This window comes from Streptomyces ardesiacus (assembly GCF_003112575.1).
In the GTDB taxonomy this organism is placed as follows: domain Bacteria; phylum Actinomycetota; class Actinomycetes; order Streptomycetales; family Streptomycetaceae; genus Streptomyces; species Streptomyces ardesiacus.
Window position 1 is genome coordinate 352,425 of sequence record NZ_BEWC01000008.1, and the last position, 23,488, is coordinate 375,912.

The 23,488-nt window shown below is 73.3% G+C and carries 24 protein-coding genes; 16 read left to right on the forward strand and 8 right to left on the reverse strand.

Features of this window, described 5'->3' with window-relative positions:
- Positions 1-37: 37 nt before the first annotated feature.
- A complete protein-coding gene (locus Sdi02f_RS26595) occupies positions 38-610 on the forward strand; it encodes a transglutaminase domain-containing protein (protein WP_031081142.1) in 573 nt (190 codons plus the stop codon).
- 10 nt (positions 611-620) lie between these two features.
- On the opposite strand, the gene Sdi02f_RS26600 is transcribed toward Sdi02f_RS26595, so the two are convergent.
- On the reverse strand, positions 621-1,349 hold the full coding sequence (locus tag Sdi02f_RS26600) for a lysophospholipid acyltransferase family protein (protein WP_030398798.1): 729 nt from the start codon (positions 1,347-1,349) through the stop codon (positions 621-623).
- Positions 1,350-1,612: 263 nt separating this feature from the next.
- On the opposite strand from Sdi02f_RS26600, the gene Sdi02f_RS26605 reads away from it, so the two are divergent.
- From Sdi02f_RS26605 to Sdi02f_RS26625, 5 genes are all read left to right on the forward strand, one after another.
- Complete coding sequence (locus tag Sdi02f_RS26605) at positions 1,613-1,996, forward strand: thioredoxin family protein (RefSeq protein ID WP_107088275.1); 384 nt, start codon at positions 1,613-1,615, stop codon at positions 1,994-1,996.
- Positions 1,997-2,142: 146 nt separating this feature from the next.
- A complete protein-coding gene (locus Sdi02f_RS26610; RefSeq protein ID WP_030398800.1) occupies positions 2,143-2,652 on the forward strand; it encodes a flavin reductase family protein in 510 nt (169 codons plus the stop codon).
- Between the two features lie 220 nt (positions 2,653-2,872).
- Positions 2,873-3,661 (forward strand): electron transfer flavoprotein subunit beta/FixA family protein, encoded by a 789-nt coding sequence (locus tag Sdi02f_RS26615; protein WP_030398801.1) that lies wholly within the window; start codon positions 2,873-2,875, stop codon positions 3,659-3,661.
- A 54-nt stretch (positions 3,662-3,715) separates the two neighbouring features.
- Positions 3,716-4,678, forward strand: a complete 963-nt coding sequence (locus Sdi02f_RS26620) for an electron transfer flavoprotein subunit alpha/FixB family protein (protein WP_031081145.1) — start codon at positions 3,716-3,718, stop codon at positions 4,676-4,678.
- A gap of 165 nt (positions 4,679-4,843) precedes the next feature.
- Positions 4,844-6,142, forward strand: a complete 1,299-nt coding sequence (locus Sdi02f_RS26625; protein ID WP_108934162.1) for a DUF6986 family protein — start codon at positions 4,844-4,846, stop codon at positions 6,140-6,142.
- Here Sdi02f_RS26625 and Sdi02f_RS26630 read toward each other — a convergent pair.
- Both Sdi02f_RS26630 and Sdi02f_RS26635 read right to left on the reverse strand, forming a co-directional pair.
- Complete coding sequence (locus tag Sdi02f_RS26630; protein WP_108934163.1) at positions 6,123-6,995, reverse strand: hypothetical protein; 873 nt, start codon at positions 6,993-6,995, stop codon at positions 6,123-6,125. The two genes, Sdi02f_RS26625 and Sdi02f_RS26630, sit on opposite strands and share 20 nt — an antisense overlap.
- A gap of 32 nt (positions 6,996-7,027) precedes the next feature.
- Complete coding sequence (locus Sdi02f_RS26635; RefSeq protein ID WP_053639856.1) at positions 7,028-8,104, reverse strand: LacI family DNA-binding transcriptional regulator; 1,077 nt, start codon at positions 8,102-8,104, stop codon at positions 7,028-7,030.
- Positions 8,105-8,343: 239 nt separating this feature from the next.
- Here Sdi02f_RS26635 and Sdi02f_RS26640 point away from each other — a divergent pair, with 239 nt between their 5' ends.
- From Sdi02f_RS26640 to Sdi02f_RS26650, 3 genes are all read left to right on the forward strand, one after another.
- On the forward strand, positions 8,344-9,297 hold the full coding sequence (locus Sdi02f_RS26640; protein ID WP_030398806.1) for an ROK family protein: 954 nt from the start codon (positions 8,344-8,346) through the stop codon (positions 9,295-9,297).
- A gap of 501 nt (positions 9,298-9,798) precedes the next feature.
- Positions 9,799-9,993: a hypothetical protein gene (locus Sdi02f_RS26645; protein ID WP_030398807.1), complete on the forward strand. Its 195-nt coding sequence runs from the start codon at positions 9,799-9,801 to the stop codon at positions 9,991-9,993.
- A gap of 166 nt (positions 9,994-10,159) precedes the next feature.
- A complete protein-coding gene (locus Sdi02f_RS26650) occupies positions 10,160-11,203 on the forward strand; it encodes an NUDIX hydrolase (protein ID WP_030398808.1) in 1,044 nt (347 codons plus the stop codon).
- A gap of 58 nt (positions 11,204-11,261) precedes the next feature.
- Here the strand turns inward: Sdi02f_RS26650 and Sdi02f_RS26655 are convergent, their stop codons facing one another.
- A complete protein-coding gene (locus tag Sdi02f_RS26655) occupies positions 11,262-12,617 on the reverse strand; it encodes a dipeptidase (protein ID WP_108934164.1) in 1,356 nt (451 codons plus the stop codon).
- Positions 12,618-12,770: 153 nt separating this feature from the next.
- On the opposite strand from Sdi02f_RS26655, the gene Sdi02f_RS26660 reads away from it, so the two are divergent.
- The 3 genes from Sdi02f_RS26660 (at position 12,771) to Sdi02f_RS26670 (ending at position 16,128) form a co-directional block, all read left to right on the forward strand.
- Positions 12,771-14,075, forward strand: coding sequence for a geranylgeranyl reductase family protein (locus tag Sdi02f_RS26660; protein ID WP_030398810.1), 1,305 nt, complete (start codon positions 12,771-12,773; stop codon positions 14,073-14,075).
- Between the two features lie 143 nt (positions 14,076-14,218).
- Positions 14,219-15,466, forward strand: a complete 1,248-nt coding sequence (locus Sdi02f_RS26665; protein WP_107049410.1) for a sensor histidine kinase — start codon at positions 14,219-14,221, stop codon at positions 15,464-15,466.
- Positions 15,463-16,128: a response regulator gene (locus tag Sdi02f_RS26670; RefSeq protein WP_030398812.1), complete on the forward strand. Its 666-nt coding sequence runs from the start codon at positions 15,463-15,465 to the stop codon at positions 16,126-16,128. Before Sdi02f_RS26665 ends, Sdi02f_RS26670 begins: the two co-directional genes overlap by 4 nt.
- On the opposite strand, the gene Sdi02f_RS26675 is transcribed toward Sdi02f_RS26670, so the two are convergent.
- A complete protein-coding gene (locus Sdi02f_RS26675; protein WP_030398813.1) occupies positions 16,089-16,373 on the reverse strand; it encodes a DUF6332 family protein in 285 nt (94 codons plus the stop codon). The genes Sdi02f_RS26670 and Sdi02f_RS26675 overlap by 40 nt on opposite strands.
- A 76-nt stretch (positions 16,374-16,449) precedes the next feature.
- Between Sdi02f_RS26675 and Sdi02f_RS26680 the strand changes: the two genes are divergently transcribed.
- Complete coding sequence (locus tag Sdi02f_RS26680; RefSeq protein ID WP_037798138.1) at positions 16,450-16,872, forward strand: MarR family winged helix-turn-helix transcriptional regulator; 423 nt, start codon at positions 16,450-16,452, stop codon at positions 16,870-16,872.
- Here the strand turns inward: Sdi02f_RS26680 and Sdi02f_RS26685 are convergent.
- From Sdi02f_RS26685 to Sdi02f_RS26695, 3 genes are all read right to left on the reverse strand, one after another.
- The gene (locus Sdi02f_RS26685; RefSeq protein ID WP_030398815.1) at positions 16,859-17,599 is read right to left on the reverse strand and encodes a maleylpyruvate isomerase family mycothiol-dependent enzyme; all 741 of its coding nucleotides are present in this window, start codon (positions 17,597-17,599) and stop codon (positions 16,859-16,861) included. The two genes, Sdi02f_RS26680 and Sdi02f_RS26685, sit on opposite strands and share 14 nt — an antisense overlap.
- Before the next feature lie 70 nt (positions 17,600-17,669).
- Entirely contained in the window at positions 17,670-18,842 is a 1,173-nt protein-coding gene (locus tag Sdi02f_RS26690) for an MFS transporter (RefSeq protein ID WP_108934165.1), read from the reverse strand.
- 157 nt (positions 18,843-18,999) lie between these two features.
- Complete coding sequence (locus tag Sdi02f_RS26695) at positions 19,000-20,022, reverse strand: LacI family DNA-binding transcriptional regulator (RefSeq protein ID WP_030398817.1); 1,023 nt, start codon at positions 20,020-20,022, stop codon at positions 19,000-19,002.
- Positions 20,023-20,298: 276 nt separating this feature from the next.
- Here Sdi02f_RS26695 and Sdi02f_RS26700 point away from each other — a divergent pair, with 276 nt between their 5' ends.
- The 3 genes from Sdi02f_RS26700 to Sdi02f_RS26710 are packed head-to-tail and all read left to right on the forward strand — an operon-like array spanning position 20,299 to position 23,476.
- On the forward strand, positions 20,299-21,660 hold the full coding sequence (locus tag Sdi02f_RS26700) for an ABC transporter substrate-binding protein (protein ID WP_108934166.1): 1,362 nt from the start codon (positions 20,299-20,301) through the stop codon (positions 21,658-21,660).
- A complete protein-coding gene (locus Sdi02f_RS26705; RefSeq protein WP_030398819.1) occupies positions 21,657-22,592 on the forward strand; it encodes a carbohydrate ABC transporter permease in 936 nt (311 codons plus the stop codon). Before Sdi02f_RS26700 ends, Sdi02f_RS26705 begins: the two co-directional genes overlap by 4 nt.
- 2 nt (positions 22,593-22,594) lie before the next feature.
- A complete protein-coding gene (locus Sdi02f_RS26710) occupies positions 22,595-23,476 on the forward strand; it encodes a carbohydrate ABC transporter permease (RefSeq protein WP_174843397.1) in 882 nt (293 codons plus the stop codon).
- The last annotated feature ends 12 nt before the right edge of the window (positions 23,477-23,488 follow it).

Genomic DNA, 23,488 nt, shown 5'->3' on the forward strand with positions numbered 1-23,488 from the left:
TGACTGGCGGGTGATCGCTTTCCTATGCTCTGCGGGCATGGAGCTGATCCAGAAGACGTCTGATCTGTCCGCCTACCTCGCCGCCGACGAGGCCATCGACCACGAGCATCCCAGCGTGCGGGAGGCGGCCGGACGCCTCGCCAGGCAGGCCGAGGACTCGTATGGCTATGCGCGACTGGCGTTCGAGTTCGTGCGCGACACCATCCCCCACTCACAGGACTCCGGGGACCCGCGCGTCACCTGGCGGGCCTCCGACGTCCTGGAGCGGCGCACCGGCATCTGCTACGCCAAGGCCCACGCGCTGGCCGCGCTGCTGCGGGCCGAGGACATCCCCACGGCGCTGTGCTACCAACGGCTCGACGTGGTGCACGGGCTGGTCGCCGTACGTCTGGACGGCGCCTGGCACCGGCAGGATCCGCGCGGGAACAAGCCCGGCGTGAACGCGCAGTTCTCCCTGGGGAAGGAACGGCTGGCCTTCACGCCGGACCGGGCGGCGGGGGAGGAGGACTGTCCGGAGCTGTACGCGGCGCCGCACCCGGCGGTGCTGGACGTCCTGAAGGCGGCCACCGATCGCCCGCACCTGTGGGAGACCCTCCCCACCACCCTGTGAGGCGCCCGGCTCAGTGCGCCTGGGCGGTACGCAGTTGCTCGGGCGTCGGGGCCGTGCCGCCGAGGTGGGCCGGCATCCACCAGGTGTCGTCGGGGCCCTTGGGGCGCACCGGGTAGGCGCGCTGCGCGGCCTCCAGCAACTCCTGCACCCGCTCGCGCAGCCGCCGGGTGATGGCGCCGGCGTACTGCTCGCGCGAGGCCTCCATCGCCTCGCCGACCCGGATGGTGATGGGGGTGTGGCTGCGCTTGAAGTTGCGCGGGTGGCCCTTGGTCCACAGCCGCTGGGTGCCCCACAGCGCCATGGGCACCAGCGGGACGCCCGCCTCCTGCGCGAGCCGCGCGGCGCCCGACTTGAAGCTCTTCAGCGTGAACGACTCGGAGATCGTCGCCTCCGGGAAGACGCCGACGATCTCCCCGGACTTCAGCGAGTCGAGGGCGTGCGCGTAGGCCGCCTCGCCCTGCTTGCGGTCCACCGGGATGTGCTTCATCCCGCGCATCAGCGGTCCGGAGATCCGGTGCCGGAAGACCGACTCCTTCGCCATGAAGCGCACCAGCCGCTTCTGCGGCAGCGCGGCCAGTCCGTCGAAGATGAAGTCCAGGTAGCTGATGTGATTGCTCACCAGTACGGCGCCGCCCGAGCGCGGGATGTTCTCCGATCCGCGGCAGTCGATCTTGAGGTCCCACACCTTGAACATGGTGCGGGCGAGACCGATGACCGGACGGTAGACGAGTTCTGCCATGGGCGGGTCGGACCCTTCCTTGTCGGCCTGGGAAGGGGACTCCCAGTCGAAAGTTACGCAGCCGTAGGTTTGCGGCTTGTCGCAGATCGTGCCCCAAGAACGGCCCGTGTACCAGCCTTGGTGCCCGTGTGCGGCGAGATCCTCATCACTCACCCGGCCGTTTCGTGGCCGAAATGCGACGGTGGGCGGGAATCCCGGCCGCCTCGGGAACGCTGCACCTCCCGAGGACCGATCGGCGGCGCGCGGGGACGTGCGCCCGGAAAGTGCCGCTGCGGCGGCGGAACGGGAGCGCGCAGGTGCGCCAGCAGGACGACGACGGCAGGCGGCCCGCGGCCGGCTCCCCCCGGCTCGACGCGGCCGACCTGGGTGCCGAACTCGGTGCCCGCGCCACGCTCGTGCAGTTCTCCAGCGCCTTCTGCGCGCCCTGCCGGGCCACCCGGCGGGTGCTGGACGAGGTGGCCGGCATGGTCCCCGGTGTCACCCACGTCGAGATCGACGCCGAGGGCCACCTGGAACTGGTCCGCGCCCTCGACGTGCTCAAGACGCCCACGGTGCTGGTCCTGGACGCCGACGGCCGTGTCGTACGGCGTGCCGTCGGGCAGCCGCGCACGGCGGACGTGATCGCCGCGCTGGGGGAGGCGGTGTGACAAGCGCCACGCCGGCGCTGAGGTCTTCTCCACAGCTTCGAGATCCCGGGACGTAATTGACTGTGTGTGCCACCCGTCGTCAGCCCGCCCCCCTGCCCCGCTCCGGGGTCCCGGGGCCCAGGCGCAACGCAGAAGGACCATCCCGCATGACGGTCACCCCGGACCTCGCCGCACCGCGGCCCGCCGCCGACGACCTGCTCCGGTCGGTCTTCCGGCGGCACGCGGCGGGCGTCGCCGTGATCACCGCGCGGGGCCCCGGCGGTCCGGCCGGCTTCACGGCCACGTCCCTCACCTCCGTCTCCGCCCGTCCTCCGCTGCTCTCCTTCGGCATCGGCACCGGCTCCTCGTGCTGGCCCGCGGTCTCCGAGGCCGAACACGTCGGCGTCCACCTGCTCGGCGAGCACCAGGAGGAACTGGCGGCCACCTTCGCCCGCAGCGGCGCCGACCGCTTCGCCGCTCCCACCTCCTGGCGCGAGGGGCCCGAGGGCGTGCCCGTGCTGGACGGGGTGCTCGCCTGGCTCGTGTGCCGCGTGGTGGGCCGGGTGCCCGCGGGGGACCACCGGATCGTGCTGGCGGAGGTCCTGCTCGGCGACCCCGCGGGGACCGGCCGGCCGCTCCTGTACCACCAGGGGCGATACCGGGGTCTGCGCGACTGACCGGTCGGCGGGACACCTTCTGCGAGGGCGTCGGGTTCCGGTTACGCTGCGTTGCGAAGGTCACAGTTCAAAGCGCTTGCTTAGCGGGAAAGAACTGGGTGTACTGACGAGTAATATTCCGGGCGGAGCGCAGGTCGCCCCGACCGGGATCGGCCGCTTGGGGCGCCTATGCTGCCTGCAAGAGGCAGCACTGAAATGTCGACGCAGTAGGAGAGCCGGCGTGAGCTTGAGGATCGTTGTCACTGTGAAGTACGTGCCCGACGCCACTGGCGACCGGCACTTCGCCGATGACCTGACCGTCGACCGGGACGACGTGGACGGTCTGCTCTCCGAGCTGGACGAGTACGCGGTCGAGCAGGCGCTGCAGATCTCCGAGAATTCCGACGACGACGTCGAGGTGACCGTCCTGACGGTGGGCCCCGAGGACGCCAAGGACGCCCTGCGCAAGGCGCTGTCCATGGGTGCCGACAAGGCGATCCACGTCGAGGACGACGACCTGCACGGCACCGACGCCATCGGCACCTCCCTGGTGCTGGCCAAGGCCGTCGAGAAGGCCGGCTACGACCTGGTCGTCTCCGGCATGGCCTCCACCGACGGCACCATGGGCGTCGTCCCCGCGCTGCTCGCGGAGCGCCTGGGCGTGCCGCAGGTGACGCTGCTGTCCGAGGTCTCGGTCGAGGGCGGCGTCGTCAAGGGCCGTCGCGACGGCGACTCGGCCACGGAGCAGCTGGAGGCGTCGCTGCCGGCGGTCGTGTCGGTCACCGACCAGTCGGGCGAGGCCCGGTACCCGTCCTTCAAGGGCATCATGGCGGCCAAGAAGAAGCCGGTGGAGTCCTGGGACCTGTCCGACCTCGACATCGACGAGGACGAGGTCGGCCTGGAGAACGCCTACACGGTCGTCGAGTCGGCCGCCGAGCGCCCGGCGCGCACCGCGGGCACGATCGTCAAGGACGAGGGCGAGGGCGGCAAGCAGCTCGCCGAGTTCCTGGCGGGCCAGAAGTTCATCTGAGCCCCGCCCCGCTGACCGCCCCTCATCTTTCGCAAGCAGGAGAGAAGAAGTCCCATGGCTGAAGTTCTCGTCTACGTCGACCACGTGGACGGTGCCGTCCGCAAGCCGACCCTGGAGCTGCTGACGCTGGCCCGCCGCGTCGGCGAGCCCGTCGCCGTCGCGCTGGGCAACGGGGCCGGTGACACCGCCGCCGCCCTCGCCGAGCACGGCGCCGTGAAGGTCCTCACCCACGAGGCCGCCGAGTACGCCGACTACCTCGTCGTACCGAAGGTCGACGCCCTTCAGGCCGCCGTCACCGCCGTCTCCCCGGCCGCCGTGCTGGTCCCCTCCTCCACCGAGGGCAAGGAGATCGCCGCCCGCCTGGCGCTGCGCCTGGGCTCGGGCATCATCACGGACGCCGTCGACCTGGAGGCCGGCGACGAGGGGCCGGTGGCCACCCAGTCGGTGTTCGCGGCCGCTTTCACCACCAAGTCCCGCGTCTCCAAGGGCACCCCGGTCATCACGGTCAAGCCGAACTCGGCCGCCGTCGAGGCCGCCCCGGCCGCCGGCGCCGTCGAGGCCCTGTCGGTCACCTTCTCCGCCGCCGCCACCGGTACCAAGGTCACCTCGCGCACGCCGCGCGAGTCGACCGGCCGCCCGGAGCTGACCGAGGCCGCGATCGTCGTCTCCGGCGGCCGCGGTGTCAACGGCGCGGAGAACTTCGCGATCATCGAGGCGCTCGCCGACTCCCTCGGCGCGGCCGTCGGTGCCTCGCGCGCCGCGGTGGACGCGGGCTGGTACCCGCACACCAACCAGGTGGGCCAGACCGGCAAGTCCGTCTCGCCGCAGCTCTACATCGCCTCCGGCATCTCCGGCGCGATCCAGCACCGCGCGGGCATGCAGACCTCGAAGACCATCGTGGCGATCAACAAGGACGCCGAGGCCCCGATCTTCGAGCTGGTCGACTACGGCGTCGTCGGCGACCTCTTCGACGTCGTCCCCCAGCTCACCGAGGAAGTGAAGTCCCGCAAGGGCTGACCCTCCCGGCGGCACCGTTCGCCGAGGCCCCCGCGACCGCACGTGGTCGCGGGGGCCTCGGCGTCTGCGCAGGATGGTGTTGACCGGGGGGAGACCGACAGATAACTTCACTCTACGGATAAGTGATTCCGTTCAGCGGAAAAATGAACATCAGGAGGGTGTCGAATGGGTCAGCAGGAGAAGGTGGCAACGAGCCTCGCGGGCGCCGTCGGCGAGGAGATCAGTGCCTCCCTCGCACCGGTCGACGCGGAGCTGGAGCGCCGCTACCCCGGAGACCCGGGCACCCGCCAGCCCGTCCACACCGTCTACGTCCCCGGCGACGTCTTCGCGGTCGGCACGATCCGCTCCTGGGGCGACCGGGCGCTGGCCGCCCTCGACGAACACGCCCCGGACGCCGCCTCCTTCGCCGCCGTCCTCGGCCTCGCCGACGACCTCGCCGAGCCCGTGTACACCCGCGTACGCGCCAAGCTGGAGCGCGAGCCGGTCGAGGACCTGCGCATCGACTTCGAGGACGGCTACGGCAACCGCACGGACGCCGAGGAGGACGAGGCGGCCGCCCGCGCGGCCCGGCTGGTCGCCGAGGCGTACGAACAGGGCACTGCGGCCCCCTGCATGGGCATCCGCATGAAGTGCATGGAGGCCCCGGTGCGCGCCCGGGGCATCCGGACCCTCGACGTCTTCCTCAGCGGTCTGATGGAGGCCGGCGGACTGCCCGACGGGCTCGTGCTCACGCTGCCGAAGGTGACCTACCCCGAGCAGGTCACCGCCATGGTGCGGCTCCTGGAGGCCTTCGAGAAGGCCCGCGGCCTGACTCCCGGCCGGATCGGCTTCGAGATCCAGATCGAGACCAGCCAGTCCATCCTCGCCGCCGACGGCACCGCCACCGTCGCCCGGATGATCCAGGCCGCCGAGGGCCGCGCCACCGGCCTGCACTACGGGACCTTCGACTACAGCGCCTGCCTCGGCGTCTCCGCCGCCCACCAGGCCAGCGACCACCCGGCCGCCGACCACGCCAAGGCGGTCATGCAGGTCGCCGCCGCCGGGACCGGCGTTCGCGTGTCGGACGGCTCCACCAACGTCCTGCCGGTCGGTCCCACCGCACAGGTCCACGACGCCTGGCGCCTGCACTACGGCCTCACCCGCCGCGCCCTGGCCCGCGCCTACTACCAGGGCTGGGACATGCACCCCGGCCACATCCCCACCCGGTACGCGGCCGTCTTCGCCTTCTACCGCGAGGGGTTCGAGCAGGCCGCCGCCCGTCTCGCCCGCTACGCCAACCGCGCCGGCGGCGACGTCATGGACGAGCCCGCCACCGCCAAGGCGCTCAGCGGCTACCTGCTGCGGGGCCTGGACTGCGGCGCCCTCGACATCGGCGAGGTCGCCCGGCTGACCGGCCTGACCCGCGCCGACCTGGAGGGCTTCTCGGGCCCGCGGCGCGGCGACCTCACGGCATCGGCGCAGTAGGTCCCCACGACGGCGTCCGGCCCCGGGTGCGGGAACCGTCCGGCCCGCGGCCCACGTACCGCTCCAGGCCGGACGCCGTCACCCGCCCCTCCTCCGCCAAAAGCCGGGTCCCCCGGTCGCACAGCCGCCGGTCGGCGCGCGCCCGCGCGCAGAACTCCTCCGGCGTCGCCCCGAACAGCGCCCGCAGCCGGGCCGAACCGTCCAGCAGCTCGGTGATGAGGGGCCGCTGCTCGCCCGGGTGCCGGCGGGGCGCACCGGTGCCGTCGTGCAGGACGCCGTGGCGGTTGACGTACGCGTACGTGCCGCGCAGCACCGACCCGTCCCCGGGCTCGACGCGCACGTCGGGCGCGGGCAGCCACGCCCGGTCGAAGTTGCCGCCCGCCATCGGCACGCCCTCGCTCGCGTCGATCACCGCGAGCTGCCCGGGGTCGAGCCACAGCACGAACAGCTCCCGCACGGTGCCGGGGGCGCCCACCGGGGAGGCGGACACGTAGCCCATGCGGCTCACGTGCGCGGAGACGCCGACGTCCAGCCCCGTGACCCGCGACCTGACCATCGGGACCGGCGAGTCGATCCCGAACTCGGCCATCTTGTGCCGCAGCTGGGCCGGGCTCGCGTTGGATCCGATCGCCAGCACCGGGACCCGGCCGTCCTCCTGCTCCCACGCCTCGCGCGCCGGCCGGTCCAGCGGCAGCAGCCGGTCCCCGTCCAGCAGCGCGGACTCTCGGGGCCACGCGCCCGGATACAGCAGCGGTTCCTCGCGCGGCACCCCGTCCAGCCCGAGGGAGCGCAGCGTCCGGTCCTCGCCGGGCCGTTCCGCGGGGGCGCCGCCCTCGCTCGGTGGTTGGGGCACGGTTGTTCCCTCCGGCGGTGTCGCGCGGGTGCTCAGTCGGCCGGCGGCAGTTCGCCCGAGCCCCGGGTGATCAGCCTGGTCGGCAGTTCGATGCGGTCGGGGGCCAGGAGGGTGCCGTCCAGCTGCCGGAAGAGCCGCTCGGCGGCGGTGCGGCCGAGGGCGGCGGCGTCCTGCGCGACCACGGTGACGCCCGGCCGGAGCAGGTCGGCCAGCTCGATGTCGTCGAAGCCGACCAGGGCCACGCCCCGGGTGTGCTCGGCCAGGACCCGGATCACCGTGACCGTCACCCGGTTGTTGCCCGTGAAGATCGCGGTGACCGGATGCGGGTCGGCGAGCATCTCCTCGGCCGCCCGGCGCACCCGCTCGGGGTCGGTGACGCCCAGGGACATCCAGGAGTCCTCGACCGGTATGCCCGCGTCCTCCATGGCGGCGCGGTAGCCGCGCAGCCGCTCGGCGGCGGTGTGGATGCGGGGCATGTCGCCGATGAAGCCGATCCTGCGGTGCCCGTGCGCGATGAGGTGGGCGACCCCGTCGCGGGCGCCGCCGAAGTTGTCGCAGACCACCACGTCCGCGTCGATCCGCCCCGCCGGACGGTCGACGAAGACCGTGGCCACGCCCGCCTTCAGCTCCGGCTCCAGATAGCGGTGGTCGTCCCCGGCGGGGATCACCACCAGCCCGTCCACGCGCCGCGCGCACAGCGCGAGGACCAGCTCCTGCTCGCGCTCCGGGTCCTCCGCGCTGGACCCGTTGATCAGCAGGGCGCCGTGGGCGCGGGCCACCTCCTCCACGGCACGGCTGAGCGGGCCGTAGAACGGGTCGGCCAGATCCTCCAGGACCAGGCCGATGCTCGCGGTGCGGCCCTTGCGCAGGACCCGCGCGCTGTCGTTGCGGCGGAAGCCGAGCGCGTCGATGGCCTCCTGGACCCGGCGCTCGGTCTCCGGGGTGACGCCGGGCTCCCCGTTGACCACCCGGGAGACGGTCTTGAGGCCGACACCGGCCCGGGCGGCGACGTCCTTCATGGTCGGGCGGTTGCCGTAACGGTTCCCGGTGAGGCGGTCTGCGCGGCGGGTCGTGTCGGGCACGGTGCGGTGTCCTGTCCTGTCGTCCACGGGAAAGCGTCGGCTCCTGCTGTCCGGGGGGATGTGTCGGTCATGGGCTTGTATGAGGATGTGGCGTCGAGCATAGAGCCTGGACAACGTTGTCAGATGCGGGAGACACTGTCCACCGCACTCTCCGGCCCCCGTCCCCACCAAGGGGCCGGTCGCCGTGTGCTCGCGTGTACGGCATGTACGGCTATGACGGCATGCGCAGGTTTTCGCTTTCGGTCCGACGGGGAGATCCGACTCTGATGCACACCGACCTCGTGGCAGCGCTGGACATCGGCGGCACCAAGATCGCCGGGGCGCTGGTGGACGGCCACGGCCGCATCCAGGCCCGCGCACAGCGTGCGACACCCGCCCGCGAGGACGGTGACACCGTGATGGGGGCCGTCGAGGCCGTCCTCGCCGAACTGACCGCGTCGCCCCTGTGGAGCGGGGTCACGGCCGTCGGCATCGGCAGCGCGGGCCCGGTGGACGCCTCGGCCGGCACCGTCAGCCCGGTGAACGTGCCCGGCTGGCGCGACTATCCGCTGGTCCGCAGGGTCCGGGACGCGGTCGGCGGCCTGCCCGTGGAACTGATCGGCGACGGGGTGGCCATCACGGCCGCCGAGCACTGGCAGGGTGCCGCCCGCGGGCACGACAACGCGCTGTGCATGGTGGTGTCGACCGGCGTCGGCGGAGGTCTGGTGCTGGGCGGCCGGCTGCATCCCGGCCCGACCGGCAACGCCGGCCACATCGGCCACATCAGCGTCGACCTGGACGGCGACCCCTGCCCCTGCGGCGCGCGCGGCTGCGTGGAGCGCATAGCGAGCGGCCCCCACATCGCCCGCCGTGCCCTCGACGCCGGCTGGCTGCCCGGCCCGGACGGCGACGTCTCGGCCGCCGCGGTCGCCGCCGCCGCCCGTCGGGGCGACCCGGTCGCCGTCGCCTCCTTCGAACGGGCCGCGCAGGCGCTGGCCGCCGGGATCGCGGCCACCGCGACCCTCGTCGAGATCGACATCGCCGTGGTCGGCGGGGGAGTGGGGAAGGCGGGGGAGGTCCTCTTCGCCCCGCTGCGCAAGGCGCTCACCGACTACGCGACGCTGTCCTTCGTCCAGCGGCTGGTGGTCGTCCCCGCCCAGATGGGGACGGACGCCGGACTGGTGGGCGCGGCCGCGGCGGCCCTGTCCCGCAGGGAGGGCGCGACGGCGGCGCGCGTCTGAGCGCGGCGGGAGGGAACGCCGGGCAGGTCCGAGCACGGCGGGAGGGGTGCCGCGCGGGTCCGGGTGCGATGGGCACGGGGGCTGCGCGGGTCCGAGCGCGATGGGCAGGGGGCTGCGCGGGTCCGAGCGCGATGGGCAGGGGGTCGGCGCGCGCATGTCCCATACGGGGGCGGGCGAGGGGGCGCCGCGCAGGTCCGGGTGCGGCGGACACGGGGGAGGTGCGCGCACGGCGAGGCGGACCGCGGTGTCCGGGCGCCGTACCCGTCCGCGTTACGGCGACACGGGGGGTCGGCGCGCGCACGTCCGACGACGGTGGGCGGGGTCGGCGCGCACGTCCGACGACGGTGGGCGGGGTCGGCGCGCACGTCCGCGTACGGCCGTGCCGCGGCCGTGGCCGGCCGAGTCCCGGTGCGGCCGGTGCGGCCGGTGCGGGGCAGCCTCTTCGGAGGCTTCCGCCGCCCCGCCCGTGACCCCGGCGCGCCGGACGCAGTTGAACGGGGCATGAAGAAGCGCAGCATGCTCGCCCTCGCGTCCCTGGCCACCGGCTTCGTCGTCGCGGCCGTCAGCCCGTCCCACGCAGCCCCCGCCGACCTCCCGCTCCATCTCGACGTGGACGACACCGTCAGCACCGTGCAGGACACCGTCGCCACCGACAGCCTGGCCCTCGACGGCGACACCCTGGGACCGCTGGGCTGACCCCCGGCCGGGTCGGAACGCCCGGCCCCCGGACCGCACGGCGCCGGTGCCCCACGGGGGCGCCGGCGCCGCTGTCATATGCCCTTTCGACGCCCTCAACGTGGTCTGGTTTCCGTGGCAGGGTGAAGCGGGCAAGCCACAGGGGGCCAACGGAAGAGGGGGACCTGTGACCGTCGTCTGGATCAACGGCGCGTTCGGTGCGGGGAAGACCACCACCGCACGGGAGCTGATCGAACTGATCCCGAACAGCACACTCTTCGACCCCGAGGTCGTCGGCGGGACGCTCGCGCACCTGCTGCCACCCAAACGCCTGGCCGAGGTGGGCGACTTCCAGGACCTGCCGATCTGGCGCCGGCTGGTCGTCGACACGGCCGCCGCGCTCCTCGCCGACCTCGGCGGGACGCTCGTGGTCCCGATGACCCTGCTGCGCCAGGAGTACCGGGACGAGATCTTCGGCGGTCTCGCCGCCCGTCGCATCGAGGTCCGCCATGTCCTGCTGGCCCCGGCCGAAACGATCCTGCGGGAGCGCATGGCGAGCCGTGAGACACCGGGGGGCCTGCCCGACGGCGAGATACGGGTGCGGCAGTGGTCCTACGACCACATCGAGCCCTACCGCGCGGCCCTCGCCTCCTGGCTCACCGCCGACGCCCACCCCGTCGACACCGGCGCCCTCACCCCGTACGAGGCCGCCGTCCGGGTCGCCGAGGCCGTCGGCACGGGTGCCGTGCCGGCCTGCGAGATCGTGCAGACCCCGGAGCCCACCGGCGAGACCGTCGCCGCCGGCGTCCTGCTCTTCGACGACCGGGACCGGGTGCTGCTCGTCGACCCCACCTACAAACCCGGCTGGGAGTTCCCCGGCGGCGTCGTCGAACCCGGCGAGGCCCCCGCCCGCGCCGGCATGCGCGAGGTCGCCGAAGAGACGGGCCTGCGCCTGCGGGACGTACCGGCCCTGCTCGTCGTCGACTGGGAACCACCCGTGCCCCCCGCCCACGGCGGTCTGCGGCTGCTCTTCGACGGCGGGCGGCTCGACTCCACGGACGCCGGGCGGGTCCTGCTGCCCGGCGCCGAACTGCGCGCCTGGCGCTTCGCCACCGAGGACGAGGCCGCCGCCCTGCTGCCCCCGGTCCGCTACGCACGGCTGCGCTGGGCGCTGCGGGCCCGCGAGCGCGGCGCCGCCCACTACCTGGAGGCGGGCACCCCGGTCGGCTGAGGGACCCCGGCCCGGTGACGGGCCCCGCCGTCCGCGGCAGGGCCCGGCGAGGACCGGCTCAGCCCGCCGCGTAGTTGAGCAGGAAGTGCGCCTCGGCCACCGACAGCCGCTCCAGTTCCTCGGGGGAGACGCTCTCGTTCACGGCGTGGATCTGCGCCTCGGGCTCGCTCAGGCCGATCAGCAGGATCTCCGCCTGCGGGTACAGGGCCGCCAGGGTGTTGCACAGCGGGATGGAGCCGCCCTGCCCGGCGTACTGCATCTCCTCGCCGGGGTACGCCACCGCCATCGCGTCCGCCATGGCCTGGTAGGCCGGGCTGGTGGTGTCGGCGCGGAACGGCTGGCCCTGGCCGATCTGCTCCACGGAGACCCGCGCGCCCCACGGCGTCCGCGTCTCCAGGTGGGCCCGGAGCAGCTTGGTGGCCTCGGCGGCGTCCACGCCCGGCGGCACCCTGAGGCTCACCAGCGCCCGCGCGCCCGCCTGCACCGACGGGGTGGCGCCGACGACCGGCGGGCAGTCGATGCCCAGCACGGTGACGGCCGGCCGCGCCCAGATGCGGTCGGCGACCGAACCGGAGCCGATCAGCTCCACGCCGTCCAGCACGCGCGCGTCCCGGCGGAACTGCTCCTCGTCGTAGGCGAGGCCCTCCCACGTGCTGTCCGTCGCCAGGCCGTCGACGGTCGTCGAGCCGTCCTCGGCACGCAGCGAGTCCAGGACGCGGATCAGGGCGGCGAGCGCGTCGGGCGCCGCACCGCCGAACTGGCCGGAGTGCAGGTTGCCTTCGAGCGTGTCGACCTTCACGCGCAGCAGCGTCATGCCGCGCAGCGTGGAGGTGACCGTCGGCAGACCGACCCGGAAGTTGCCCGCGTCGCCGATGACGATCGTGTCGGCGGCCAGCAGCTCCGGGTGCGCCTCGGCGTACCGCTCCAGACCGCCCGTGCCCTGCTCCTCCGAACCCTCGGCGATCACCTTGACGTGCACCGGCACGCCGCCGTTCGCCTTCAGCGCGCGCAGGGCCAGCAGGTGCATCAGCACGCCGCCCTTGCAGTCCGCGGCGCCGCGCCCGTACCAGCGGCCGTCGCGCTCGGTCAGCTCGAACGGCGGAGTGACCCAGCCGGTCTCGTCCAGCGGCGGCTGCACGTCGTAGTGGGCGTAGAGCAGCACCGTCTTGGCGCCCTCGGGGCCGGGCAGGTACCCGTACACCGACTGGGTGCCGTCCGGGGTGTCGAGCAGGGCGACGTCCTGGAAGCCCTCGGTGCGCAGGGCCGTCGCTATCCACTCGGCGGCGCCCTCGCTCTCGCTGCGCGGGAACTGGTCGAAGTCGGCCACCGACTTGAAGGCCACCAGCGCGGCGAGTTCCTCCTTCGCGCGGGGCATCAGCGACGCGACGGTCTCGGCGACCGGATTCGACGACATGGGCACGCTCCTTGTGGGTGCGACGTTGTACCAAGGAGTACTTGGAATGACAGGAATGACGGGCCGATCCTCCCACAGTGGCCTGCGGCGATGCCCGCCGTAGGATGCGGGGGTCAGGTGCGGCATGCGGTTTGATCGGAGCAGTAGACCATCGTGAGCAGCGAGAACTCTTCGGCGGACGACGCGCGTCAGGTCTGGGACGTGGTCGTGGTGGGCGCGGGACCGGCGGGGGCCTCGGCCGCCTACGCGGCGGCGGTCGCGGGGCGGCGCGTCCTGTTGCTGGAGAAGGCCGAGCTGCCCCGCTACAAAACGTGCGGCGGCGGCATCATCGGCCCCTCGCGCGACAGCCTCCCGCCCGGCTTCGAGCTGCCCTTCCAGGACCGTGTGCACGCGGTGACCTTCTCGAACAACGGCCGCTTCACCCGGACCCGGCGCTCCCGGCAGATGCTGTTCGGACTGATCAACCGGCCCGAGTTCGACCTGCAGCTCGTCGAGCACGCCCAGAAGGCGGGCGCCGAGCTGCGCACCGGGGCGACGGTGACCCGGGTGGAGCAGCACGGGTCGGCGGTGCCGGACCGGCGCACGGTCGCCGTCGTCCTCCAGGGCGGGGAGACGGTCCTGGCCAGGGCCGTCGTCGGCGCGGACGGCAGCGCCAGCCGGATAGGCGCGCACGTCGGAGTGAAACTGGACCAGGTCGACCTCGGCCTGGAGGCGGAGATCCCGGTGCCCGAGACGGTCGCCGAGGACTGGAAGGGCCGGGTGCTCATCGACTGGGGCCCGATCCCCGGCAGTTACGGCTGGGTCTTCCCCAAGGGGGACACGCTGACGGTCGGCGTGATCTCGGCGCGCGGCGAGGGTGCCGCGACCAAGCGGTACCTGGAGGACTTCGTCGCCCGGCTCGGGCTGGCCGGATTCGAACCGAGCGTCTCCTCCGGCCACCTGACGCGCTGCCGTGCGGACGACTCGCCGCTCTCGCGCGGCCGGGTCCTGGTGTGCGGGGACGCGGCCGGACTGCTGGAGCCGTGGACCCGCGAGGGCATCTCCTTCGCGCTGCGCTCGGGCCGGCTCGCGGGGGAGTGGGCGGTGCGCATCTCCGAGGCGCACGACGCCGTGGACGCCCGCAAGCAGGCCCTGAACTACGCGTTCGCGGTCAAGGCCGGTCTCGGCGTGGAGATGAGCGTCGGCAAGCGCATGCTGGCGGTGTTCGAGCGCCGCCCCGGCCTCTTCCACGCGGCCCTGACCGGCTTCCGCCCGGCGTGGAAGGCGTTCAAGGACATCACCCAGGGCTCGACCTCGCTGGGCGAGCTGGTGCGCAACCACCCGCTGGCGCAGCGGGCACTGTCGGCGATGGACCGGCGGCCCGAGCCGGCCGCGCCGTCCGACGCGTCGGCGTCGTCCGCACCGGCCAAGGAGTCCGAGCCCTCCGAGCCGTCCGCCGGGGAGGCGACCGGCACCTGACCGACGGGCTCGCGCCGTCGGCGGCGCCTCCCCGTCCCGCGCCCACGGCGTCGGCCCGCGCGGGGCGTACGTCGGGGGGAGTACGTGTGACCACCACGCGCGGGTGACGCCGCCCGACCTGCCCGGCGTCTAGCGTGGCGGGCATGGACGGACAGCACGAGCCCGGGGGCCGGGCACCGCGGTGGCGGCGGCACGGGCCCGCGTGGTGGGACCGGCCGGACGACGAGGAGCGCCGCCCCCGGTGGCCCTGGCGCTCCACCGTGCTCGTCACGGCGGTCATGCTGTTCGGTTCGCACTTCGCCGCCCACGCCCAGGCGGGCGAGCGGTCCGGCCTGGGCCCCTTCGGGCACGCGCTGCTGCTGGTGACGGGCGCCGCCCTGCTGTGGCGGCAGCGGTACCCGGTCCCGGTCGTGTGCGGCACCGCGGGCGCCACCCTGGTCTACCTGGCCGCCGGTTACCCGTACGGCCCCGTGTTCGCGGCCGTGGCGGTGGCCTGCTTCAGCGCCGTCGTCTCCGGGCACCGCGGGGCCGCGTGGACGGCGATGGGGTGCCTGTGGGCCGGGCACGCCCTGGTGGCGCACTGGCTCTACCGGTGGCTGCCGCCGTCCGGGGACTCGGCCGCGTCCTGGGGCCAGGAACTCGCGATCGCCGCCTGGGTCGTGGCGGTCGCCGCCCTGTCGGAGCTGGCCCGGGCCCGCCGCGAGCAGTGGGCGCGGGAGCGGGCCGAACGGGCCCAGGCGGCACGCCGGCGCGCGGACGAGGAGCGGCTGCGGATCGCCCGCGAACTGCACGACGTCCTCGCGCACAGCATCTCCGTCATCAACGTCCAGGCCGGCGTCGGACTGGCCCTCCTGGACACCGACCCGGAACAGGCCCGCACCGCGCTCACCACCATCAAGGACCAGAGCAAGGAGGCGCTCGGCGAGGTCCGGCAGGTGCTCGGCACCCTGCGCACCCCCGGGGACGCGCCGCGCGCCCCGGCCCCCGGCCTCGACCGGCTCCCCGAACTGGTCGAGCAGGCGGCGAGCGCGGGCCTCACCGTCGAGGTGGCGGGCGACCCGCCGCGCCTGCCGCCCGGCGCCGGCCTGGCCGCGTTCCGCATCGTGCAGGAGGCGCTCACCAACGTCGTACGGCACTCGGGGTCCCGGTCCGCCCGGGTCCGCATCGACGCGGACCGGGGCACGCTGCGGCTGTGCATTGACGACGACGGACCGGCGACGGGCGCCGAGGCGGGCGGCAGCGGCAACGGACTGGCCGGGATGCGGGAGCGCGCGGCGGCCCTCGGTGGCACCATCGAGGCGGGCCCGCGCCCCGACGGCGGTTTCCGGGTGCTCGCGGCCCTGCCGATCGATGCCGGGCCGAGGACGCACGCGAAGGAGGACGACCGGTGATCCGGGTACTGCTCGCCGACGACCAGTCGCTGGTACGGGCCGGTTTCCGGGCGCTGCTGGACGCGCAGGCGGACATCGAGGTGGTCGCGGAGGCCGCCGACGGCGAGGAGGCGGTGCGCTCGATCCGCGCCCTGCGCCCCGACGTCGTCCTCATGGACATCCGCATGCCCCTGCTGGACGGCCTCGCCGCGACCCGCCGCATCACCGGCGACCCGGGGCTGACCGACGTCAGGGTGGTCATGCTCACCACCTTCGAACTCGACGAGTACGTCTTCGAGGCGATCCGCTCCGGTGCCTCCGGCTTCCTGGTCAAGGACACCGAACCCGAGGAACTCCTGCGCGCCGTACGGGCGGTGGTGAACGGCGACGCGCTCCTGTCACCCGGGGTGACGCGCCGACTCATCGCCGAGTTCGCGGCGCGCTCCAAGGAACCCGCGGCGGCCGGCGGGCTGGACCGGCTGACCGAGCGGGAGCGCGAGGTGATGGCCCTGGTCGGCATCGGACTGTCCAACGAGGAGATCGCCCGCAGGCTGGTCGTCAGCCCGCTGACCGCCAAGACCCACGTCAGCCGCACCATGGTGAAGCTGGGCGCCCGCGACCGCGCCCAACTGGTCGTCCTCGCCTACGAGTCGGGGCTGGTGCGGCCGGGCTGGCTGGGCTGAGCGGCGCGCGTGAACCGGAGCAGCACGCCCACCACCCGTACGGCGAACACCACCACGGCGAGCACCGCACCGGCCCCGACGAGCGCGTCGCGCACCACGCCCGTCAGAGCGAAGACGTACACCGGCCCCGCCACCGCGCCGAACAGCACGGCGGCCGCGAACGCCGCGCTGCACAGGGCGTAGCCGATCTCCACCGTGATGGCGTCCCGTTCGCCCTGCGTGCGCCGTCCCCCGTAGGTCTCCATGGCGCCAAGTCTCCCAGAACGGGGCGGAATCAGGCAGCGCGGTGACCGCCGCGGCGCGCTCTGCTACGGTGCGCGGATGGCGGCGAAGAAGGCCGAACAGGCGCTCGTGACCCGGTGGCGCTCGCTCCTGGTCCTCCACGCCCGCGTCCAGTGCGAACTCGACCGCGCGCTGCACGGACACGGCCTGTGCGGAAGCGACTTCGAGGTCCTGGACGTCCTGGCCGGGGCCCGGGACGAGGACGGCCCCGGCTCCTGCGGATACCGGGTCCAGGAGATCTCCGAACGGGTCCACCTCACCCAGAGCGCGTTGTCGCGGCTGGTGGCCCGGCTGGAGAAGGACGGCCTCGTCGAGCGCTCCATGTGCCCCGAGGACCGGCGGGGCGTGCGCGTGGTGCTCACCCCCGAGGGGCGCGCCCGGCACGGCGAGGCGCTGCCGGTGCAGCGGGCGGTGCTGCACCGGATGCTGGACGGCGACGCCGCCCGGCTCACTTCCAGGTGACGCCCGACCGCTCGCGCCACAACGCGGCGAGCGCGCCGTCGCCGGTCACCTCCGGGAACGGCAGGCGGTTCCACAGCGCCGGGTAGAGCCGTGCGGCGGCGCCGGACAGTTCGCAGTCGGCGTCCCCGGTGTCCTCCCGCACGGTCACCGGCGGCTGCGTGGACAGCCGTACGGTCCACACGGCGTCCGGCGCGTCCGTCGCCCGGACCCGCAGGGTACGGGGCTCCTCGGTGCGTACGGCGCTCTTCGGACGGGCGTGGAAGGCGCACAGCAGCTCGTCGATGCCGTCCACCGCGAACTCCGCGCCGACACCGGTGGGTTCACCGCCGCGGGCCGACTCGGCGTCGATCCGGTGCACGGTCGTCTCGTGGGCCTGCCGCCGGGCCCAGAAGGCCAGCGGTGACGGCGCGGGCAGGAAGTGCCAGCACCGTACGTCGGGCGCGGCGTCCGCGAGGGCGTCGACGAGCCGCCCGTGCCCCTCCCGGAACCAGGTCAGGAGCGGGGCGCCGTCGAGTCCGGGCGGGTCGTCGGCGGGCCGGGGGGCGGTGTGCCCCTGGGCGACGAACGCCGTCGCCCAGCGGTGCACCGTCCCCGTGTGCCGCAGCAGGTCCCGCACCCGCCAGCCGGGACAGGCCGGCACCTCGGCGTCACCGCCCGCCGCCTCGGCGGCCTCGGCCAGCAACACACCTTCACGGTCCAGGATCTCGACGTACGCGGCGGTCTTCATGGCAGGGAGTGTGCCGCATGGAGCGGACTCCACGGCAGCCCCCGGCACCTCTCGAGGGAGGTGGCACGGCTCAGCCGGGAACCGCCGCGCGCCGCGTCGCGACCGCGATCAGCACCGCCACCGCCGCGAGGGCGGCCACGCTCGTGAGGGCGGCGGACAGGGACAGCCAGTCGGCCATGAAACCGATCGCGGGCGGACCGAGCAGCATGCCGCCGTAGCCCAGGGTGGACGCGGTCGCGACACCGCCGGGGCCACCGAGCGCGCCGGCCCGCTCGACGGCGACCGGGAAGATGTTGGCGAGCCCGAGGCCGGTGATCGCGAAGCCGAACAGCGCCACCCCCACGGAAGGGGTGAGCGAGCCGAGCAGCATCCCGGCCACCGCGGTGGTGCCGCCGGCCACCACCGTGGCGGTGCGGCCCAGGCGTTCCAGCAGCGTCGTCCCGGTCAGCCGGCCGACGGTCATGGCGAGCGCGAAGCACGAGTAGCCGGCCGCCGCCAGACCCGGGGAGGCGTCGAGGTCCTGTTCCAGGTGCAGGGCGCCCCAGTCGGCCATCGCGCCCTCGCCGTACGCCGTGCACAGGGCGATCAGGCCGAAGGTGACGACGAGGCGACGGGTACGACGGTCCCGCCGGGGCGGGGTGCCGTCCTGCTCGGGCGTGCGCTCCGTCGGCGCGGCGGGTTCGCAGCGCAGCAGGGCACGGCCCGCGAACAGCGTGACCAGGAGGCCGGTCACGGTGAGGGCGAGCAGGTGTCGCGTCGGCGACAGCGACCCGGCGACCAGGCCGCCGAGCCCCGCGCCGACCATGCCGCCGAGGCTGAACGCCGCGTGGAAGCTGGGCATGATCGGGCGCCCCAGTACGGCCACCAGATCGACGGCGGCGCTGTTGAAGGCGACGTTGATCCCGCCGTACGCGCTGCCGAAGACCAGCAGTACGGCACCGAGGGCGAGCGCCGAGTGGGTGAGCGGGGGCAGGGCGACGCCGAGGCAGAGCAGGACCGCGCAGGCGACGGTGACGGGGTGGCTGCCGTAGCGGCGGACGAGCCGTCCGGTCAGGGTCATGGTGACGACGGCGCCCGCCGAGACGCCGAGCAGGGCGAGTCCCAGGGCGCTGGTGGAGGCGCCGGTCTGCTCCTTGATGGCGGGGATGCGGACCACCCAGCCGGCGAAGACGAAGCCGTCGAGGGCGAAGAAGGCGGTCAGGGCGATGCGGAGACGGGTGAGGTCGTCGCGGGTGCCCGGCACGGCGCTGTGCGATCGGGCTTTGTTTATTTGCGGCACAAACGCAGGCTAGGTGTCGGGCGGGGACGCGGCAAGGGGCCGTCCGGCGGGGGCCCGGGTGGGCAGGGGCCCGGGGGCCCCGGGCGGGCAGGGGCCGGGACGCAGGGGTGGCGGGCGGCCGTCAGTCGACCGGTGCCCCCCTCGTGCTCTGCCGCACCAGCAGCCGGTGCGGCGCCTTGGCGTCCGTCGGCGCGGGCGCCGAACCGTCGATCACGCCGAGCAGGGTGCTCACCGCCGTGCGCGCGATCGCGGCCTTGTCCGGGGCGACGGTGGTCAGCGACGGCGAGCTGTACCGGCCCTCCTGGATGCCGTCGACCCCCACGACGGCGATGTCCTCGGGCACCCGGACGCCCGCCCGCGCCAGCGTGTGCATGGCGCCGATGGCCAGCAGGTCGTTGTAGCAGAAGACCGCGTCGGGCGGCTCGGGCAGGGCGAGCAGGCGCTCCATGGCCTCGGCGCCGAGGTGCCGGTGGAAACGCGGGGTGGGGACGATCAGCTCCCGGTCGACGGTGAGACCGGCCCGTTCCAGTGCCTGCCGGTATCCCGTCGTGCGCAACTGCGCGGTCTCGCCGGTGCTGTAGGGCTGGTCGCCGATGGCCGCGATCCGCCGACGGCCGAGGCCGATCAGATGCTCCGTCGCCTCCCTGGCCGCGACGATGTTGTCGATCGCCACGTGGTGGAAGCTGCCGTTGAAGATGTGCTCGCCGAGCAGGACGACGGGCACCTTGTTGGTGCGCCGGCGCAGCTCGTCCGCGGAGATGGACAGCGGGCTCAGCAGCAGCCCGTCGAACATCGTGGCGCGGGACTCGCGGCCCAGCAGCTCCCGTTCGCGGTCGCCGTCGCCGTCCGTCTGGTCGAGCATGACGACGTACCCGTGGGTGCGGGCCGCGGTGATCACCTCGCGGGCCAGTTCGGCAAAGTACGGCACGTCCAGCTCGGGGACGACCAGGGCGATCATGCCGCTGCGGCCCCGGCGGAGATTGCGGGCCACCAGGTTCGGCCGGTAGTCGAGTTCGTCGAGCGCGGCCTGCACCCGGACCCGCAACTCGTCGGAGACGGGCACCGAACCGTTGACCACGTTGGACACCGTGCGAATCGAGACTCCCGCGCGTCGGGCGACGTCGCGGAGTGTGGAGCCGGCCATCCAGTTACCCCTCACCGCCCCCGCGGGGCATCGGTCGGCAGCATCTCGTGTTCCTGCCCGTGCGGACCAGCGCTGACGCAGGTTGATGTTACCCAGCTATTGCATCGTTGCAAAATGCGCAGCATCATCTCTGCATCGTTGCAAAGGACGGGCGGCGTCCGGGTCACGCCCGTGCCGTCGCGCCGCCGACGACGCCTGCGCGCGTCCACGTCCACTCCCTGCTCAGCCACCCCCTCTCCCGCACTCCCAGCCCGCATCCCGATCGAGGAGCCGTGCATGTCCAGATCATTCGTCCCCCGGCGCAGCGTCCTGCGCGGTGCGCTCGGCGCCGGCGCGCTCGCCGCGGCCGCCGGTCCCCTCGCGGCGTGCGCCCCCGGATCCTCCGGGTCCGAGCCGCGCAAGCTCACCGGGACGCCGGGTGCGTCGGCCAAGGGCGAGATCACCATCTGGAACCGCTCGGGCGACCTGTTCAAGGTCTTCGACGCGGCGATCGACGCCTTCCGCAAGGCCCACCCGGACATCAAGGTCAACCACCAGGCCGTCGACATCGACGCCAAGCTCGCCAACACCCTGATCAGCGGCACCGACCTGCCGGACGGCAGCTTCTGGGACGACGCCAAGATCGGCGGCCAGGCGGAGCACCTGTACGACCTGACCGACCTGATAGCGCCCTACCGCGACAAGACCTCGGCGTACAAGCTCTCGGTCAACACCGTCGACGGCCGGATCTACGGCGTGCCCTGGGACCTGGACCCCGGGCTGCTCTGGTACCGCGAGGACCTGCTGGAGGACGCCGGGGTCGACCCGGCCGGGCTGAAGACCTACGACGACCTGCTGGCGGCGGCCCGGGCGCTGCGGGAGAAAAACCCGAAGGCCCGCCCCCTGCACATGGAGAAGGACCCCTTCCTCGGCCAGCTCTGGCTGGAGATGCTCGCCGGTCAGCAGGGCACCAGCCTCGCCGACGCCGACGGACGGGTACGGCTGGACTCCAAGGAGTACCGCACCATCCTCAACTGGGTCCGGGACGCCGTCGACGACGACCTGGTCACCCACACCGAATACCTCAAGCAGGCCGACCTGGCCGCCCTGGAGAACGGGCAGCAGGCCCTGGTCCCGTGGGCGGTGTGGTGGTCCTTCGCACCCCAGCAGCTGCTGAAGAAGGGCAAGGGCAGGTGGCGGGCCGCACCCCTGCCCGCCTGGACCCCGGGCGGGGCCCGCAGCGGCGCCATGGGCGGCAGCAGCTTCATCATCCCGGCGAAGGCGAAGAACCCCGAACTCGCCTGGCTGCTGTACGAGTTCCTGTGCTTCAAGGAGCCCGGCTACATCGCGGTGTACGGGCCGAGCGAGGTCTACCCGGGCGGTCTGACCACCTCCGTGCCGAGCTACGGACCCGCCCGCCGCCCCGACAAGCCGCTGTTCGAACCGGTGGCCGCGCTCGGCGGACAGGACCTGTGGAAGGTCGCCGTGGACGCCGCCGGCACCATCCCGTCCGCCGCGCCGATCCCGGCCTGGTGGGCCAAGTCCGTCGACTACCTCGGCAACAACCTCCAGCGGCTCATCGAGGGGAAGATGGCACCCGACGACGTCATCGACGACTCCACCAAGAAGATCCAGCGCAACCTGGTGGACCGCGCATGACACCCGCCACCCTCACCCCGTCGCGCACGGAGAAGGCGGCGCCCGACGCGCCGCGCCCCGCCCGCCGCTCCCGGCGCAGGCCCTTCCTCGCGCCCTACCTCTTCGTCGCGCCGTTCTACGTGGTCTTCGCGGCCTTCGGCGTCTACCCCCTCGTCTTCGCGCTCCAGTTGAGCTTCACCGACTGGAAGGGCGCAGGCGAGGCGAACTTCATCGGCCTGGAGAACTACACCTACCTGCTCACCAGCGAGGAGTTCTGGTCCTCGCTGGGCAACAGCGCGGTGATGTGGCTGCTGATCGTGCCCCTCCAGATCGTCGGCGGCCTGGCCGCGGCGGTGCTGCTGGCCAACGCGCGGCTGCGGCTGCGCGGCATGTTCCGGGTCGCCTTCATCGCCCCCTTCGTCACCCCGCTGGTGGCGATGGCCCAGGTGTGGATCGTCGCCTTCGACACGGACTACGGGCTGGTCAACCACCTGTTCAACCTGGTCGGCCTGCCGGACGTCGACTGGCTCCAGTCGACCGCCTGGGCCAAACCGACGCTCGCGCTGCTGTTCCTGTGGAAGACCACCGGGTTCGCGATCATCATCCTGCTCGCCGGACTCCAGGCCGTGCCCGCCGACGTGTACGAGGCCGCCGCCCTCGACGGCGCCTCGCGCAAGCGGCAGTTCTGGTCGCTGACCCTGCCACTGGTGCGGCGCAGCATCGCCTTCCTCGTCGTGGTGCAGACCCTCGCGGTGTTCCAGATGTTCGCCGAGCCGTTCGTCGTCACCCAGGGCGGCCCGTACGGCTCGACCACCACCGGCGGGCTCTACCTCTACGACCACATCCTGGCGTCCGACCTCGGGACCGGCGCCGCGAACTCCTTCCTGCTCGTGCTGCTGGTGTTCGCCCTGTCCCTGCTGTCCGTGCGCCTGCTCCGCTCCAAGGACGAGTGACCATGACCAGCCAGACCAAGAAGACGGGCCGGAGTCTGTCCCAGCCCCGGCCGGGTCCGCTCCAGTACCTCGTACTGGGCCTCCTCGCCCTCGTGTTCGTCTACCCCATCTGGTGGGCCGTCAGCTCCTCGCTGAAGCCGCCGGCCGACATCGTCCGCGACCCGCTGTCCTTCTCGCTCGGCTCGGCCACGCTCGACAACTACCGGGCCATGTTCGACGACGTGCCGATCGGCACCGGCTTCGTCAACACCGTGCTCGTCGTGGCCGTCAAGGGCGCGATGACCATGTTCTTCTGCCCGCTGGCCGGCTACGCCTTCGCCAAGTACCGCTTTCCCGGCAAGAACCTGCTCTTCGGCGTGCTGATGCTCACCCTGATGCTGCCGACCCTCGTGCTGGTCATCCCGCTGCTCCTGGAGATGAGCGAACTGGGCTGGGTCAACACGTACCAGGCGCTGATCCTGCCCGGCAGCATCGACGCCTTCAGCATCTTCTGGATGCGGCAGACCATCGCCGCCGTGCCCGACGAACTCCTCGACGCCGGGCGGGTGGACGGGGCGAGCGAGTTCGGCATCTTCGCCCGGATCGTGGTGCCGGTCATCCGGCCGGGCATCGCCGCGCTCGGCGTCCTGACCGCCATGAACATCTACAACGACTTCGTCTGGCCGGTCGTCGCCGTCAACGACGAGAGCCACCAGACGCTCCAGGTCGTCCTCTCCACCCTCGCGCAGAACGTCACCGGCAACCGCGTCGGAGCCGACTTCGCCACCGTCTGGGGCGAACTGCTCGCCGTCGGAAGCATCGCCATGCTGCCCGTGCTCGCCCTGTTCGTCCTGCTGCAACGCCACTTCATCAACGGGATCCTCGCGGGCAGCGTCAAGGGCTGACCTCACCCCGTA

Excerpts from the sequence above, each read along its gene's own strand:
- Sdi02f_RS26595 (WP_031081142.1), top strand. The coding sequence starts at position 38 with ATGGAGCTGATCCAGAAGACGTCTGATCTGTCCGCCTACCTCGCCGCC.
- Sdi02f_RS26600 (WP_030398798.1), bottom strand. The coding sequence starts at position 1,349 with ATGGCAGAACTCGTCTACCGTCCGGTCATCGGTCTCGCCCGCACCATG.
- Sdi02f_RS26610 (WP_030398800.1), top strand. The coding sequence starts at position 2,143 with ATGACGGTCACCCCGGACCTCGCCGCACCGCGGCCCGCCGCCGACGAC.
- Sdi02f_RS26620 (WP_031081145.1), top strand. The coding sequence starts at position 3,716 with ATGGCTGAAGTTCTCGTCTACGTCGACCACGTGGACGGTGCCGTCCGC.
- Sdi02f_RS26625 (WP_108934162.1), top strand. The coding sequence starts at position 4,844 with ATGGGTCAGCAGGAGAAGGTGGCAACGAGCCTCGCGGGCGCCGTCGGC.
- Sdi02f_RS26640 (WP_030398806.1), top strand. The coding sequence starts at position 8,344 with ATGCACACCGACCTCGTGGCAGCGCTGGACATCGGCGGCACCAAGATC.
- Sdi02f_RS26645 (WP_030398807.1), top strand. The coding sequence starts at position 9,799 with ATGAAGAAGCGCAGCATGCTCGCCCTCGCGTCCCTGGCCACCGGCTTC.
- Sdi02f_RS26655 (WP_108934164.1), bottom strand. The coding sequence starts at position 12,617 with ATGTCGTCGAATCCGGTCGCCGAGACCGTCGCGTCGCTGATGCCCCGC.
- Sdi02f_RS26665 (WP_107049410.1), top strand. The coding sequence starts at position 14,219 with ATGGACGGACAGCACGAGCCCGGGGGCCGGGCACCGCGGTGGCGGCGG.
- Sdi02f_RS26675 (WP_030398813.1), bottom strand. The coding sequence starts at position 16,373 with ATGGAGACCTACGGGGGACGGCGCACGCAGGGCGAACGGGACGCCATC.
- Sdi02f_RS26680 (WP_037798138.1), top strand. The coding sequence starts at position 16,450 with ATGGCGGCGAAGAAGGCCGAACAGGCGCTCGTGACCCGGTGGCGCTCG.
- Sdi02f_RS26685 (WP_030398815.1), bottom strand. The coding sequence starts at position 17,599 with ATGAAGACCGCCGCGTACGTCGAGATCCTGGACCGTGAAGGTGTGTTG.
- Sdi02f_RS26695 (WP_030398817.1), bottom strand. The coding sequence starts at position 20,022 with ATGGCCGGCTCCACACTCCGCGACGTCGCCCGACGCGCGGGAGTCTCG.
- Sdi02f_RS26700 (WP_108934166.1), top strand. The coding sequence starts at position 20,299 with ATGTCCAGATCATTCGTCCCCCGGCGCAGCGTCCTGCGCGGTGCGCTC.
- Sdi02f_RS26705 (WP_030398819.1), top strand. The coding sequence starts at position 21,657 with ATGACACCCGCCACCCTCACCCCGTCGCGCACGGAGAAGGCGGCGCCC.
- Sdi02f_RS26710 (WP_174843397.1), top strand. The coding sequence starts at position 22,595 with ATGACCAGCCAGACCAAGAAGACGGGCCGGAGTCTGTCCCAGCCCCGG.